The 13,190-nt window shown below is 70.0% G+C and carries 16 protein-coding genes and 1 pseudogene; 5 read left to right on the forward strand and 12 right to left on the reverse strand.

The genetic code is table 11. The annotated features are described in order from the left end of the window. Positions 1-44: 44 nt before the first annotated feature. Entirely contained in the window at positions 45-689 is a 645-nt protein-coding gene (locus AC3EUV_RS20700) for an O-methyltransferase (protein WP_435603550.1), read from the reverse strand. Positions 690-712: 23 nt separating this feature from the next. Next, positions 713-1,639 carry an NAD(P)/FAD-dependent oxidoreductase gene (locus AC3EUV_RS20705; RefSeq protein WP_435603551.1) on the reverse strand — a complete coding sequence of 309 codons (927 nt, stop codon included), beginning with the start codon at positions 1,637-1,639 and terminating at the stop codon, positions 713-715. A 230-nt stretch (positions 1,640-1,869) separates the two neighbouring features. Here AC3EUV_RS20705 and AC3EUV_RS20710 point away from each other — a divergent pair, with 230 nt between their 5' ends. Continuing rightward, positions 1,870-2,445 carry a TetR/AcrR family transcriptional regulator gene (locus AC3EUV_RS20710; RefSeq protein ID WP_435603552.1) on the forward strand — a complete coding sequence of 192 codons (576 nt, stop codon included), beginning with the start codon at positions 1,870-1,872 and terminating at the stop codon, positions 2,443-2,445. A gap of 133 nt (positions 2,446-2,578) precedes the next feature. Here the strand turns inward: AC3EUV_RS20710 and AC3EUV_RS20715 are convergent, their stop codons facing one another. From AC3EUV_RS20715 to AC3EUV_RS20730, 4 genes are read right to left on the reverse strand one after another with little or no spacing between them, the layout of a single operon-like run. Next, positions 2,579-3,448, reverse strand: coding sequence for a substrate-binding periplasmic protein (locus AC3EUV_RS20715; RefSeq protein ID WP_432143407.1), 870 nt, complete (start codon positions 3,446-3,448; stop codon positions 2,579-2,581). Between the two features lie 29 nt (positions 3,449-3,477). Then, positions 3,478-4,236 (reverse strand): amino acid ABC transporter ATP-binding protein, encoded by a 759-nt coding sequence (locus tag AC3EUV_RS20720; protein ID WP_435603553.1) that lies wholly within the window; start codon positions 4,234-4,236, stop codon positions 3,478-3,480. Beyond that, the gene (locus tag AC3EUV_RS20725; protein ID WP_432143409.1) at positions 4,233-5,036 is read right to left on the reverse strand and encodes an amino acid ABC transporter permease; all 804 of its coding nucleotides are present in this window, start codon (positions 5,034-5,036) and stop codon (positions 4,233-4,235) included. The genes AC3EUV_RS20720 and AC3EUV_RS20725 overlap by 4 nt, the downstream gene beginning before the upstream one ends. Continuing rightward, the gene (locus tag AC3EUV_RS20730; RefSeq protein ID WP_435603554.1) at positions 5,036-6,241 is read right to left on the reverse strand and encodes an amidohydrolase; all 1,206 of its coding nucleotides are present in this window, start codon (positions 6,239-6,241) and stop codon (positions 5,036-5,038) included. The genes AC3EUV_RS20725 and AC3EUV_RS20730 overlap by 1 nt, the downstream gene beginning before the upstream one ends. Positions 6,242-6,365: 124 nt before the next feature. On the opposite strand from AC3EUV_RS20730, the gene AC3EUV_RS20735 reads away from it, so the two are divergent. Beyond that, positions 6,366-7,496, forward strand: a complete 1,131-nt coding sequence (locus AC3EUV_RS20735; protein WP_432143411.1) for an ArsR/SmtB family transcription factor — start codon at positions 6,366-6,368, stop codon at positions 7,494-7,496. A gap of 107 nt (positions 7,497-7,603) precedes the next feature. Here the strand turns inward: AC3EUV_RS20735 and AC3EUV_RS20740 are convergent, their stop codons facing one another. Continuing rightward, complete coding sequence (locus AC3EUV_RS20740) at positions 7,604-8,248, reverse strand: winged helix-turn-helix transcriptional regulator (protein WP_432143412.1); 645 nt, start codon at positions 8,246-8,248, stop codon at positions 7,604-7,606. A 66-nt stretch (positions 8,249-8,314) separates the two neighbouring features. On the opposite strand from AC3EUV_RS20740, the gene AC3EUV_RS20745 reads away from it, so the two are divergent. After that, positions 8,315-8,773, forward strand: a complete 459-nt coding sequence (locus AC3EUV_RS20745; RefSeq protein WP_432143413.1) for a PaaI family thioesterase — start codon at positions 8,315-8,317, stop codon at positions 8,771-8,773. Between the two features lie 95 nt (positions 8,774-8,868). Beyond that, on the forward strand, positions 8,869-9,171 hold the full coding sequence (locus tag AC3EUV_RS20750; protein WP_435603603.1) for an amidohydrolase family protein: 303 nt from the start codon (positions 8,869-8,871) through the stop codon (positions 9,169-9,171). A gap of 41 nt (positions 9,172-9,212) precedes the next feature. Here the strand turns inward: AC3EUV_RS20750 and AC3EUV_RS20755 are convergent, their stop codons facing one another. The 4 genes and pseudogenes from AC3EUV_RS20755 to AC3EUV_RS20770 all read right to left on the reverse strand — a co-directional run. After that, positions 9,213-9,920, reverse strand: a complete 708-nt coding sequence (locus AC3EUV_RS20755) for a TetR/AcrR family transcriptional regulator (protein ID WP_435603555.1) — start codon at positions 9,918-9,920, stop codon at positions 9,213-9,215. Positions 9,921-10,047: 127 nt separating this feature from the next. After that, positions 10,048-10,818, reverse strand: coding sequence for a serine hydrolase domain-containing protein (locus AC3EUV_RS20760; protein WP_432143416.1), 771 nt, complete (start codon positions 10,816-10,818; stop codon positions 10,048-10,050). A gap of 378 nt (positions 10,819-11,196) precedes the next feature. Next, on the reverse strand, positions 11,197-11,457 hold the full coding sequence (locus AC3EUV_RS20765) for an SDR family oxidoreductase (protein WP_435603607.1): 261 nt from the start codon (positions 11,455-11,457) through the stop codon (positions 11,197-11,199). A 77-nt stretch (positions 11,458-11,534) separates the two neighbouring features. After that, positions 11,535-11,597 (reverse strand): annotated as a pseudogene (locus AC3EUV_RS20770) (hypothetical protein); the annotation flags it as partial. Between the two features lie 22 nt (positions 11,598-11,619). On the opposite strand from AC3EUV_RS20770, the gene AC3EUV_RS20775 reads away from it, so the two are divergent. Then, on the forward strand, positions 11,620-11,883 hold the full coding sequence (locus tag AC3EUV_RS20775) for a DUF4334 domain-containing protein (protein WP_435603556.1): 264 nt from the start codon (positions 11,620-11,622) through the stop codon (positions 11,881-11,883). Positions 11,884-11,971: 88 nt separating this feature from the next. Here the strand turns inward: AC3EUV_RS20775 and AC3EUV_RS20780 are convergent, their stop codons facing one another. Continuing rightward, positions 11,972-13,171, reverse strand: coding sequence for an LmeA family phospholipid-binding protein (locus tag AC3EUV_RS20780; RefSeq protein WP_432143418.1), 1,200 nt, complete (start codon positions 13,169-13,171; stop codon positions 11,972-11,974). Positions 13,172-13,190: the final 19 nt, after the last annotated feature.

Raw genomic sequence — 13,190 nt, forward strand, 5'->3', positions numbered from 1 at the left:
CGTCGAGATCCGTGAGGCGCTCGGTCCGCTCCCCCAGTCAAGGCTTAGGTGGTGGGTCGGTACTGGAAGAGGTAGGCGCCGGCGGGTCGGGTGTAGGTGATGCCGCGGCCACGTTTGCGGAGTTCCTCGCGCGTGGGGTGGGGTGACCGTCGGGGCTGGAGGTAGCGGTCGAGAGCCTGGGCGACCAGGCGGTAGCGCCCGTGGTCGCTGTGGAGGGCGGCGGTGAGGCGGTAGGCGGGGTCGAGTGCGGCCAGACCGGCGTCGGCGTGGCTGTTGTTGGCCAGGAGCCACCCGCCGGGGCGCAGGCACCGGGTGGCGTGTTCGGAGACGGGGCCCGCGTAAAGGGAGATGACCAGGTCCCAGCCTTCAGCGGGCAGGGTGGCGAGGGTGTGGGTGTAGTCGCCGGGGTGGAAAGTGATCCGTGGGTCCTGGGGGAATCGCTTGCGGTGCACGGCCAGTTGACGGGCGTGGTCCGGGTCGGCGAAGGCTCGGCGGGCGCGCGGGTCGGAGTCGAGGTAGGTGACGTCGGGCCAGACGAAGGAGGGAGCGAGGTCCAGGTAGCTGCCGGGGTAGAGGACACGTTGGGCGCCGGTGTGGGCGGCGACGGCCTCGTACATCGTGGTGCGGTCGCCGATGTGGTCGATGTAGTCGGCGAAGGCCGCGGTGATGGGGAGGGCGGGGCGGGGCATGGGGGGCTCCGGGTCTCGGTTGGTCAGTGCAGGCCGGCGAAGTGGATGGCGCCGGCGGCCGCGGCGCCGGCCGCCGCGGCCTCGATGGCGCCCCGTTCCCACTGGGTGGTCAGGTCTCCGGCGGCGTAGAGCCCGGGAACGCTGGTCCGGCGCGTCGCGTCGACGGTGACGAAGCCGTCGTCGTCCCGCACAAGTCCGAGTGTCGTGGTCAGGCGGCGGACGAGCGGGACCTGTTCCTGGGACGGGGGCCACAGCAGGGTCTGCCGTGCGATGCGGGTGCCGTCGGCGAGTTCCACGGTGTGCAGGTCGCCGTTGTGGTGGTGCAGTCGGGCGATGTCCCCCTGGACCAGATCGCTGCCCGCCTCCTGGAGGGTGCGGCGCACTTGGTCGGCGCGGTCCATGTCGAGCGGCGCGATGGCGATCACGTCGCCGGACCAGGCGCGGAACGCGGTGCCCGCCATGACGGCGTAGTCGGGGTCATCGGCGATCACAGCCCAGCTGCGGTCGGCGTTCTCCCGGCCGATGCAGAACGGGCAGTGGATGACGGTACGGCCCCAGCACTCCTCGAAGCCCTCGACGCCCTCGGGGTGCAGGTCGCGGACTCCGGTGGCCAGCAGCACGGTGCGCGCCCAGGCGGCCGTCCCGTCCGCCAGGCGTACCCGGAAGCCGCCCTCGGGGAGCGGAACGACATCATCGGCGGTGGTGCGGCGCAGCTCGGCGAGGCCGTAGTGGTTCAGCTCCCGCCACGCCCGGTCCCGCACCTCGGCGGGCGTCGCGCAGTCCAGGCCGATCATGCCGTGGGCGCCGCGGGACGCCTGGTTCCGGGGCGGGTACGGGGATTCCACGACCAGGGACCGGTGGCGGTAGCGGGTGAGGGCCTGGGCCGCGGTGAGTCCGGCGGGGCCGCCGCCGATGATCACGGTGTCGTACTCGGGGGTGCTCGTGCTCATCACTGTCTCCTGGGCAGTTTACGGAATGAATGACCGTCGGTCACACTACTGACCAGCGGTCATTCGCGCAGTTCTCTTCCCACGGAGGCACCCTGTGAGCCCGCGGAGGGCTCCCGCGACGAAGGACACGGCACGGACGCCGCGGTGCATGTATGGGCCCGCAGGCCGCATGGCATCCTCGACAAGGACAGCTGACCGGACACCGGTCACCGCCCTGCCAGGAGAACCCCGTGCCCGCCAAGACCGCGCCCACCGGCCGCTTCCAGCCGCCCGACGTCCGCCGCCGCCAGATCCTTGATGCGGTGGCCGCCCTGCTGCTGGAGAACGGCTACGAGGCGCTGACCATCAGCAAGGTCGCCGCGCGGGCCGGGGTCGCCAAAGGCACCGTCTACCTCTACTTCGCCTCCAAGCAGGAGCTGCTGACCGCGTTGCAGGCGGAGATGTGGGAGCGGATGGCCGAGCGGCCCGCCCGGCTGCTGGAGCGGTCGGGCCTGAGCTGGGCCGAGCGTCTGGACGGCCTGGTCGCCGCCTGGGTCGCCGCCGAGCGCGACCATCACGAGCTGTATCACCTGCTCTTCCATGAGCTGGGCACGGGCGGCGAGGAGCCCATGGGCGCGCGCAACGTCCTGGTGACCCTCCTCACCGAGGGCACCAAGGCCGGTGAATTCGACGTGAGCGAAGTGGAGTTGACCGCGGACTTCCTCACCCATGCCTACGCCGGGCCCTGCCACCACGGCTCCTCCGACGATGTCACCGTGGCAGTCCAGGCGCTGTTCCGCAGGGTCGTCGGCGCGCAGGCACCGTAGGAGCCATCAGTCCCGGTCGCCGGTGCAGATCCCATCCTCGCGGCCTGGCGCTGACGGAGGGATGGCAAGGGCGGACGGGTCGACATGCCCGTCGCCCCGTCCGCCCTTGCCGACATCCGCTCAGCCGCTGTGATTACTTCTTCGCGGGGGCCAGATCGGTTCCCTCAACCTGCTTGGCGAGGCGGGGGCGCTTCTTGATCAGGTCGGCGGCGATCGGGTCCTGGAAGTACTTCTTGTACAGCTTGACGTAGGTGCCGTCGTCGATCATCGCGTCGATCTGGGCGTCGATGTCCTTGAGGAGCTTCGGGTCGCCGTTCTTGCGCAGTGGGAAGGCGCTGCCTTGAAGGCTGTCCTGCTTGACAGCTATGCGTACGGGCTGCTTCTTGACGTATGCGTCGGCGTCGGCGCCGCCGAGGACGATCGCGTCGACGCCGCCGGAGAGCAGCTGGGAGATCAGCGCCGTCTGGTCCTTGAACTTCACGAGCTTCGCCTTGGGCATCTTCTGGGCGATGAAGGCTTCCTGGACCGCGCCGCTGACGACTCCGACCCTCTTCCCGTCGAAGTCCGAGAGGTGCGTCTCCTTGCCGCTCTTCTTGGTCACCACGGCGGTGAAGCCCCAGTAGTACGGGGTGGTGAAGGAGACCTGCTCGGCGCGCTCGGGAGTGGCGCCCACGCCGGCGACGCCGATGTCGTACTGCCCTGCGGACAGTCCGGCGAGGATGCCCTGGAGGTTCGTGGTCTTGTACTGGACCTTCATATCGAGGCGCTTGGCGACCTCGTTCATCAGGCCGACGGCGAATCCGGTGGGGTTGCCGGAGGCGTCGGTCATCGCGAAGGGCGGCTGCTCGGCCTGGGTGCCGGCAGTGATCACTCCGTTCCGGACCAGCTTGTACTTGGCGGTTGAGGCGTTCGCCGAGCTGCTGTCGCCGCCGCAGGCGGTGAGGGGGAACAGCAGGGTGGCCGCGGCGCCGGCGAGAAGTGATCTGCGCAGGGTGCTGTGCATGGGAGGGGGCTCCTGTACGGGGACGGCGTTCAGAGGACCTGGGAGAGGAACTGGCGCAGCCGGGGGTGGTCGGCGCGTTCGAAGATCCGGTCGGGGGTGTCGATCTCGGCGAGGCGGCCGTCGCACATGAAGGCGACGCGGTCGGCGGCCTCCCGGGCGAAGCCCATTTCGTGGGTGACGACGGCCATGGTCATGCCCGCCGATGCGAGATCCCGCATCACGGCGAGCACGTCCTTGACCAGTTCGGGGTCGAGCGCGGAGGTGGCCTCGTCGAAGAGCATCACCTCGGGCTCCATGGCGAGCGCGCGGGCGATGGCGACGCGCTGCTGCTGGCCGCCGGACAGCTGGGCGGGCCGCCGGTCGGCGAAGGCGGCGAGGCCGACCTCCGCCAGGCGGCGCAGCGCGCTCTGCCGGGCCTGCTCACGGTCCATGCCCCTGACCGCGGTCAGGGCGAGCGTGACGTTGCGCTCGACGCTCATGTGCGGGAAGAGGTTGAAGTGCTGGAAGACCATGCCGATGCGGGCGCGGGCGGCGTCGACGTCGGCGCGCGCGGCCGTCAGACAGGTCTCGCCGAGCCAGATCTCGCCGGAGTCGGGGGTCTCCAGGAGGTTGAGGCACTTCAGCAGAGTGGACTTGCCGGAGCCGGAAGGGCCGATCAGGCAGAGGGTCTCCCCGGCGCATACGTCGATGGTGATGTCGCGCAGCACGGTGTGGCTGCCGTAGCTCTTGCTGAGTCCGGTGACCCGCAGAGCGGCGGGGGTGGCCGGGGCTTTGGTCATGGCGGTCATGCCTGCACTCCTGCGGTGGCCGATGCGGGGGTCGGGGGGACGTCCGCGGCGGCGACGGCCGGCAGGTTGCCGTCCTTCGGGCCTTCGCGCAGCCGCTTGTCGAGATGGTTGACGAAGTACGTCAGCGGGATCGTCAGGCAGAGGTAGCACAGGCCGGCGGCGATCAGCGGGGAGGAGTTGTAGGTGCGGGCGACCTCCTCCTGCGCGATGAAGTACAGCTCGCGCTGCCCGGCGGCGAGGCCGAGCAGGTACACCAGCGAACTCTCCTTGATGTCCTTGACGAACTGGCCGGCCATCGCCGGCAGCACCCGCCGGATGCCCTGCGGCACCACGACCAGGCGCATCGCCTTGAGATAGCTCAGGCCGAGGCTGCGGGCCGCCTGGAGCTGGCCGGGATCGACGCTCTGGATGCCGGAGCGGAAGATCTCCGCGGTGTACGCGCCGGAGATGATGCCGATCGCCAGGATGGCGTAGCCGAACGGGTCGGTGCCGAAAAGGCGGATGCCGGCGGCAGGCAGGCCCACGCCGACCAGCATGACCGTGATGATCACGGGCAGGCCGCGGAAGATGTCAACGTACAGGCGGGCGGGGAGCCGTATCCACCAGCGGTTCGAGAGCAGCAACATCGCCGCCAGCAGGGCGATGACAATGCCGACGACGATCGCACCGGCCGCGATGGTGAGGGTGTTGAGCAGCCCCTCGGTGATCAGCCTGGGGAAGGTCCGGGCGATCAGATCCCAGTTGAAGAACGTGTTGACCAGGGCATTGGACGCCAGGTCCGGCGGGGACGAAGGGGCCATCACGACTCCTGACAGCGATCGGGGGCACAAGCGGGCACGGTTGCGTGGAACTCCTCGCGTACCGAGGTGAGGAATTCCGGGTCGCCGAGGAGGTCAAGGACCAGGGCGGCCAGGGCGGTCGCCATCGTTTCGGTCGTGGCGTGGGCTTCCGGCGTACGGGCTGCCTCGCGCATCTGCGCGGAATGCCCGGGAGTCCCGCGGGGGCAGATCTGCACGTACGGATGGATGACGGGCATTTTCACGGACACGTTACCGATGTCCGAGGAGCCTGCCGGATTCGCCGGGGACGGCGGTTCCAGTTCCAGGCCGAGGCCGGCGGCGTGGGCGGCGAGCCGGTCGGCCATCGTCATGTTGTTGTTGCGCTCGGTGTAGCGGGGCGCGGTCTCGGCGTGTTCGACCGTGGTGCCGGTGGCCAGTGCGGCGCCCTCGGCCGCGGCGAGCACCCGGACCAGCAGCTCGTCCAGGGCTGCGGAGGTGGCCTCGCGTACGTAGAGGTCCAGTTCGGCGCGCTCGGGCACGACATTGGGGGCGTCGCCTCCGTGCGTCACGATGCCGTGGACGCGGGCGGTCGGCGGGATGAACTGCCGCATCGAGTCCACCGCCGTGAGAAACAGCTGCGCGGCGGCGGCTGCGGAGCGACCGTCCCAGGGCGCCTTGGCGGCATGGGCGGCAACGCCGTGGAAGGACAGCCGCAGGTGGCTGGCGGCCAGCGCGTGCCGGGCCCGCAGGCTGCGGTCGGCCGGATGGAACATCACCGCCGCGTCCACGCCATCGAAGGCGCCGCGCTCCAGCATGAGGATCTTGCCTCCGCCGCCCTCCTCACCCGGGGTGCCGATCACCTTGAGCATCCCGGCGTGGCCGGGCCGGACGGCGACCGCGGCGAGAGCGGCGATCAGGCCACCGGCCGCGATGAGGTTGTGGCCGCAGCCGTGACCGATGCCGGGCAGCGCGTCGTACTCCAGCAGCACCGCGATCGTCGGGCCGTCCGCCGCACCCCGGTGGGTGGCGGTGAAGGCTGTCGGCAGGTCCGCGACTCCTTTGTCCACCTCGAAGCCCGCCGCGGCGAGCCGGTCGGTGAGCTGCTCGACGGCGTAATACTCCTCGAACCGGGTCTCCGGCATGGCGTGCAGCTTGAGACTCAGCTCCTTCAGCGCAGGCCGGTGCTCGCACACGGCGGCACGCAGATCGGGGACTGGGGAATGCATGGACGCTCCGAGTGGTGCGACGTTCTGGGGTTGCCGGAACGCTAGGAGCTGCCCGTACCGCTTCGACTATGGTTACCGCACTCGCGGTAAGCGACCGAGGTGCGGCCAGGGACAGGAGGCGGCGATGAGCGTGGTCCTGATGCTCGCCGGAGCGGCCCCGTCCAGCGTTGTCGTCGGCGCCTCGCCGGTGGCCGAACTGACGGCGGCGCTCCACGCCTACACAGAAGCCGAGCACCACCCCGCGACGATCCGCTGGGCCCGCAACCTGGACGCCGAAGGGCCTGGCAGCGGTGGCCCCGCCCGGGACGAGGGATCGGTCGCGGTCCTGCCCGCGGAGCTTCGGCAGCGGATCATGGGGTGGGCCCCGCTGTGGGCCTCCTATCGCGCCCGGTACCTGCTACCCCTGCGCGCGGCGGCGGACCGCCCCCTGGACGCCGAACTGGCCGATATCGCGGACCTGCCGCTCCCACGCTTCGCCGAGCTCACCGGCTATGCGGTGCGCGGCGGCAACTCCGGAGCCCCGCTGGACCGGGTGCTGCACGACTCCACGCAGCGGGACGACCTGCTGGCCGCCGCCGAGCTGCGCTCCACAGCCCGAGCCGAACTCGCCCGGCGGCTGCTCGACGCTCCGGACGAACTCCGCTCGGACCTGCTCGCCCTGCTGTCCCAGGCAGCCCAGGCCCTGGAGCCGGACCTGACGCGGGCGGCTCGTACCATCGCCACCCATGTGCCACGGCTCCGCGCGACCATCGAACGCAGCGGCCCCGGCGAGGCGTTGGCCGGACTGGACCCCTCGGCCTCATACCGCAGCGGGCCGCCCCGGGTGGTGTTCGACAAGTTCCACCACGGCATCGTCAACGTCGCCACCACGCGGCTGCTCGTCGTGCCCTCGGTCTTCGGCCGCCCCCACGTCCTGGTCAAGCACGAGCCGGGTCCGGTAGCCGTCATCCAGTACCCGCCGCTCACGGACGGCGCCGCACAGCCCAACTACGAAGATGTCCACCGCCGGCTCGAAGTCCTCCGCGACCCCGGCCGTCAGCGCATCGCCCGGGCCATCGCACGCGAACCCCTCACCCCCTCGGAACTGGCCACCCGCAGCGGCATGACCCTCCCCCAGGTCTCCCGCCACCTCGCCCGGCTGCGCCAGGCGGGCCTGGTGACGGTCGACCGCGCCGGCCGCCGCGCGTACTACCAACTGCGCCTGGAGCCGGTGCGCCGCATCGGCGACGATCTGCTCGCCGCCCTCTTCCGCTGACCTCAAGGCAAGGGGCACCGTGACCGCCACCGCGGACCGACGTCCACGACCCCGATGTCGCAGCGCGGGTGAGCGGCAGCCGTCCTCTACCGCGGTGTGGAACCGTGTCAGGCGCGGAGCAGGTAGCCGGAGAACCAGGTGGGGAAGGCCCGTCGCAGCGTGCTCGGTCCGGTCAAAGTGACCGCTCCTGAGCGCAGGAGCGGGGCCCATGAGATCTCGCCGAGCCAGTAGCGGGTCAGTGCCTCCAGGTCGGCATCCACCCGCAGGGCCACCTCGAAGCCGCCGTCATCGGTACACAGGTCGATCTGCGGCCGGGCAATGTGCAGGAAGTACGGCCCGCCGTCGGCTCCAAGGAAGCGCAGCTCGACGACGGTCCGCCGCTCCGGCAGGCGTTCGGTCACGGTACGGCGGCGGATGTCCCACACAAGGACATCGGGGTCAAGGTGTTCGGGCCGCAGGCCGCGCCGGTCCCACTCCATGGCCCAGCCGCCCAATTCCCGCACCACCGGCGCCAGATTCTCGCCTGCCTCGGTGAGCCGGTAGCCAGCGTCCTCCCGTGACACGATCCCGGCCTTCTCCAGGGTCTTCAGACGCGTCGACAGCATGGTCCGTGAGATGCGCGGCAGGCCCCGGCGGATGTCGTTGAAATGCCGCTCGCCCAGCAGCAGTTCCCGGACGACCAGCAGCGTCCACCGCTCACCCAGAACTTCCAGCGCGCGGGCGACCGCGCAGAACTGCCCGTATCCACTCATGCAGGCCACGGTAGCGGTCCAGAATCCGTACTTGTCGCGCAGCTGAAACGATCTAGCGTTACCGCCATGAGCAGCGAAAACACCGAAACCACCGCTCCTTCCGGCCTGGACTTCCTGCGTTCGATCATCGAGGGCCGTACGCCGCAGGCACCCATCTCGCACACACTCGGCTTCACGCTCGTCGGCGCCGAGCCCGGCCGGGCGGTCTTCGAGGGCGGCACCGGCGAGCACCTGTACAACCCGATGGGCACCGTGCACGGCGGTTACCTGACCACCCTGCTGGACTCGGCGCTCGGCTCCGCGGTCTTCAGCCGCCTGCCCGCCGGTACGGGCTACACGACCGCGCAGATCAACGTGCATCTCATCCGGCCGGTGACCGCCCGGACCGGAAAGCTCCGCGCGACCGGCACCGCCGTCCACGTCGGGCGCACACTCGGTACCGCCGAGGCTCAGGTGGTCGGCGTCGACGACGGGAAGGTGTACGCACACGCCACCACCACGTGCGCGATCTTCCCCATCAAGTGAGAGCGGCTCACGAGTGATGGCCTTGAGACAGCCCGATCCGTCGCCGACCACCGCCACATACCCCGGACTGCCGTGATCGGCGCCCGGGCTGGCCCATCGCCCACTACGACCCGCGGGAAGTCCTCGCGACCGCACGCCTGCGCCGCCTGCCCAGCCGTCCCGACGCCGCTCCGGTCGTACCCGGGCAGGCACTCGATACGCTCGCCGCGCTCCATGGCATGACCACGAACCCCGCGAAGGTCGCCGGCGAGCAAGCGTCGGCAGGGCGTATCGCGCCCGGCTACCGAGCCGACCTCACCGTGTTCGGCGCAGACCCGGTGCACGCCCCCGCGGACGAACTCGCCGACGCGCCCATCGCGCTGACCATGCTCGGCGGCAACGTCACCCACCGGGCCTGACACCAGCGGGAGTATCGGACCGGCGGTCTCGCGCAAGCCGGCTACCGGCCTGCGCGTGCGCGGAGTTCGACGGCGTCGAGGAGCAGTCCGAGCGTCGTCCCGAACTGGTCGTCCTCGTCGGCCTCGGCCAGGAACGGAGCCACCGCCGCCAGGTCCGGGTACCGGGCCGGGGAGACGGTCAGGTACTCGCGACGCCAGGCCATCCGGTCCCCTTCCAGGGATGCGCTGTCGAGCGCGGTGACAGCCGCCTCGTAGGACGCCAGCGCCATGGCGGTGTCCACCAGCGACCGGTAGTAGCGGGCGGCGTCGCGGTCCTCGAAGCCGGCCTGGCGCAGCGCGCCGATCACCACGTCCGCCCCGCGGAACTCCGCCGAGCGGCGGGAGACGCGGGTGGCGACGAGCACCGCGACCTGAGGGTGCGCCAAACACGCCGCGTGCACCCGGCTCGCCATCGACTCCAGCGTCTGCCGCCAGCCCGCGGACGGGACGAAGCCGTCCATCGCTTCCTCGATCAGCCGCTCGGCGAGCCCCAGCAGGATCTCGTCCTTGCCCGCGAAGTGCCTCAGTACCGCTGTGTGGTTGGCCCCCAGTTCGGTGCCCAGGCGACGCAGCGTCAACGCGTCGGCCCCCTCGCGCTCGATGATGGCGAGCGCGGTGTCCAGGATCAGTCCCTGGTTCAGCGACCTGGAAGGCGGACGGCCCCGCCGGGGCTTCGCCTCAGGCGCGGCCTTGGTCCCGGATTCCGTCATGGCGACCATCCTATCCATCCGCTGTCACCGCGGATTCCGGGACCACGAGCGAGCTGCTCAGCCGCTCGCCTCCAGGTGCGAGACGAGGCCGGTCAGCGCCCGTACCGTCTCGGCGTCCCGGTCGAAGTCATCCGCCGTGGGCCAGGCACTGGTCTTGACCACCACCACGTCGGCCTCCGGATCGACCCAGAGGAACTGCCCGTGGATGCCCACTCCGGTGAAGGCCCGCCGCGCGTCGCCCAGCGTCCACCACTGGTTGGCGTACCCGTAGTGCGGCGGGATGTCCGGCCCGAGCGCTCCGACCTCCAGATGTGCCAGGCCCGCGCCGCGGCTGCGCTCGACCCACGCCCGGGGCACGATCTGCTGCCATCGTGGAGTAGTTGAAGACCGTACCCGGCTTGGCGACGCTCGGCACCGTGCGGAGCACCTCCAGGAGCGACCCGTCGCCCATGACCGCGTGCTCGAAGCGCGAGATCGTTGCGTCCGGGTCAGTGTATTTCTCCACGAAAGCTGCGCCGCTGCTCATGTGCAGCAGATGCTCGATGGTGCGGTCGTCGTAGGCGGTGCCCGCCAGCTCCGGAAGGTAGGAGACCGCCGTGCGGTCCAGCGAGGCGATGGCTCCTTCCTCCAGCGCGATGCCGACGAGCATCGAGGTGACCGACTTGGTCAGGGAGAAGAGCTGGAAGCGGGCCTGCGGCGAGGCGAACCACCCCGGGTAGGACTCGTGCACCAGCAGTCCGCGGTGCAGGACCGCGAACCCGGTGGTGAAGGTGCGCTTGTGCAGGTCTGCCAGCGTGCGCCGCTCGCCGGCGTACTCGTAGGTCCACCCGTCGAGGGCTATAGGCGCGTAGCGCAGCGATCGCGGCTCCACCGCACTCGGCACGGTCTCGGTCGGCATCAAGGCCGAGGTATGCGTGAAGGTCCACTCGTTGAACGGCCGTGAGGTCGCGACCTCACCCTGATGTCGCCACAGCCACCTCGCCCCGACCGCGAGGCCCACGACTGCCGCACCCGCCGTCAGCGCGCGGCCCGTTCCTCCCATGGCATCTACCGCTTCGATCCTCCAGTGATCAGACGATCCATAATTTTGAACCTATGGTGACACCATTGGCGTGTCGGCGCGCAAACATCATCGGCGTTCCGCGCCGGCACACCGCGGAACTCGAGATCCCGTCAACGACGTTGACCTGGTCGGCGAACGCACCCGCCGCGCCCCCGGATCATCAACCGATTCACTGCTTGGGTGTGCTGTTCCAGCAGGGACGGTCGACGGAGGTCACGCGCGGAACCTGGCGATGATCCAGTCCAGAGCCCGGCGGAGCAGTCCGGCAGCGAGCGCCCAGGGGAAACGCGGCACGGCCGCGGTGTGAGCACCGGATGCGACCCGGTCCATGATCTTCCTGGCCCTGAGACGGGCGTCGATGAGGAACGGCCGCCTGTCCCCCAATTCCTCGTTGATCGCAATGTCGATATAGCCCGGCAGGATGGTGGTGACGGTGATCGCACTCGTCCATGTCTCGATGCGCAGCGACTGCAAGTAGGTCGACAGTCCGGCTTCGAGGCACAGGACGGTGCAGCACCGCGCAGACCGGCGGAGGCTGCCACCGAGGAGATACCAACGATCTGGCCGCCGCCCTGCTTGCGGAGGAGGGCGGTCGCAGCGTCGATGGCGGCCATCGCGCCGATGAGGTTGACCTCAGTGACAGCGCGGTGGTCCGCAAAGCGACCGGAGCCGCTGCTGTGCCGCGACGAGGACGGGACGGTCTTCTCGTACGAGGAGATGGGCCTCGCAACGCTGCGTGAGGTCGTCCACCGCGGCAGGCAGTCCACGGCGATGGTCTATGACCAGCTGCCCATCATCGACCATTTCCGCCGGCTGACCGACAACGTTCTGCTGTGCGTGATGGACAAGAAGGAAACCCCCACGGACTTCTCCTTCCACCTCACCCGCGTACCCGCGTGAGCAAACACTCCCGACGCGTTCCCCACCACACGACCATGATCGACGATCCCCAACTCGACGTTCTTACCGCCAACCATTCAGGAGCTCGCTAGCCCACCGGTACGTCTTTGCCGGTCAGCTGTGCCCGAATGCCGTTCTTCGTCACGGAGATGTCGCGCAGCCGAATGTCGCCCGGCAGGTTGTCCGGCAGCTGAGCGGCGAACTCCATCTGCTGCGCGACCTTCGGCTCCCGGAGCTTTTGCAGGCCCTGGATGAGCGAGGGATCGATGCCGGTGGGCTTGAGCAGCGAGGGATGGTCCACGAGCGTGTCCAGCACGCCGCCCTTCATCATCTGCTGCGGAAGGACGTGCTTCCCGGTCGCCTGTTGCAGCTCGCCCTTGTCCATCTTGTCGGCGACGGGTGCAGTGAGCTGCAAGCCACCGCCCTTGCCCGGTACGTACGTGAGCAGGCCGGGCACCACCACGCGCGTGTCCTGCACGGTCATGCGCAGGCCACGCTCCCCGGTGCGCTGCAACTGCGCGCGCCCCCGGACCTGGGCCCGCTTGTCGCCCACCGGCACGTCGCCGCCGGCCAGCACTGTGTTCTTCTCGGGGCCCGGCATCAAGTGGATCTGTGACGCGCCGACTTCGCGGTTCAGGTCCTTGAAGTCCAGCAGGATGTCGCCGCGCACCCGGCTCAGCACCGCACCCTTGACGGAGGACGGCAGGCTGCCGACGATCCGGATGTCGTCCACCGTCCCCTTCACCTGAGCGACGGAGACCGGCCCGGCGTCGACATCGGGGACGTTGACCTCGACATGGCCGATGTTGCCCGCGAGCACCTCCCCGATCAACGGGAAGCTGTCGATATGCACCTCGGGCTCGGCGCGCAGCTTCAGCGCCTTCTGCACCTGCTGCGCCGCCAGGTTCTCCGCGTAGAGCACGGCCCACCGGTCCCCGAGCGCAAGAAACGCAAGCACGACGGACAGCGCGACGACCACCTTCGCGGTCCTCCGCACGATCCGACGCGACGTGCGCCGGCCGGTGCTCGTGTTGTCGGTGCCGGCGCTCGCGTCCGTGCCGTTGTCGGTGACGGCGGTGTCAGCAGCGGTGGCGCTGCCGGGGCCTGTAACGGAGTCGGGGCCGGGTGCGTTGGCCTGGGTCGACGAGGTGTCCGGCTCTTCACTGCCATGAGCCGACGGCACATCCGGGCACTGGTTCTCCGCGGCGCGGCCGTCCTGGGCAGCACGGCTCGCCGGTACCCGCGCCTTGGAGTCTGCGGAAGGTTCGTTGGAGAGCATCACCACCATGCGACCACAGCCCAGGCAC

Source organism: Streptomyces sp. bgisy130, from assembly GCF_057708345.1.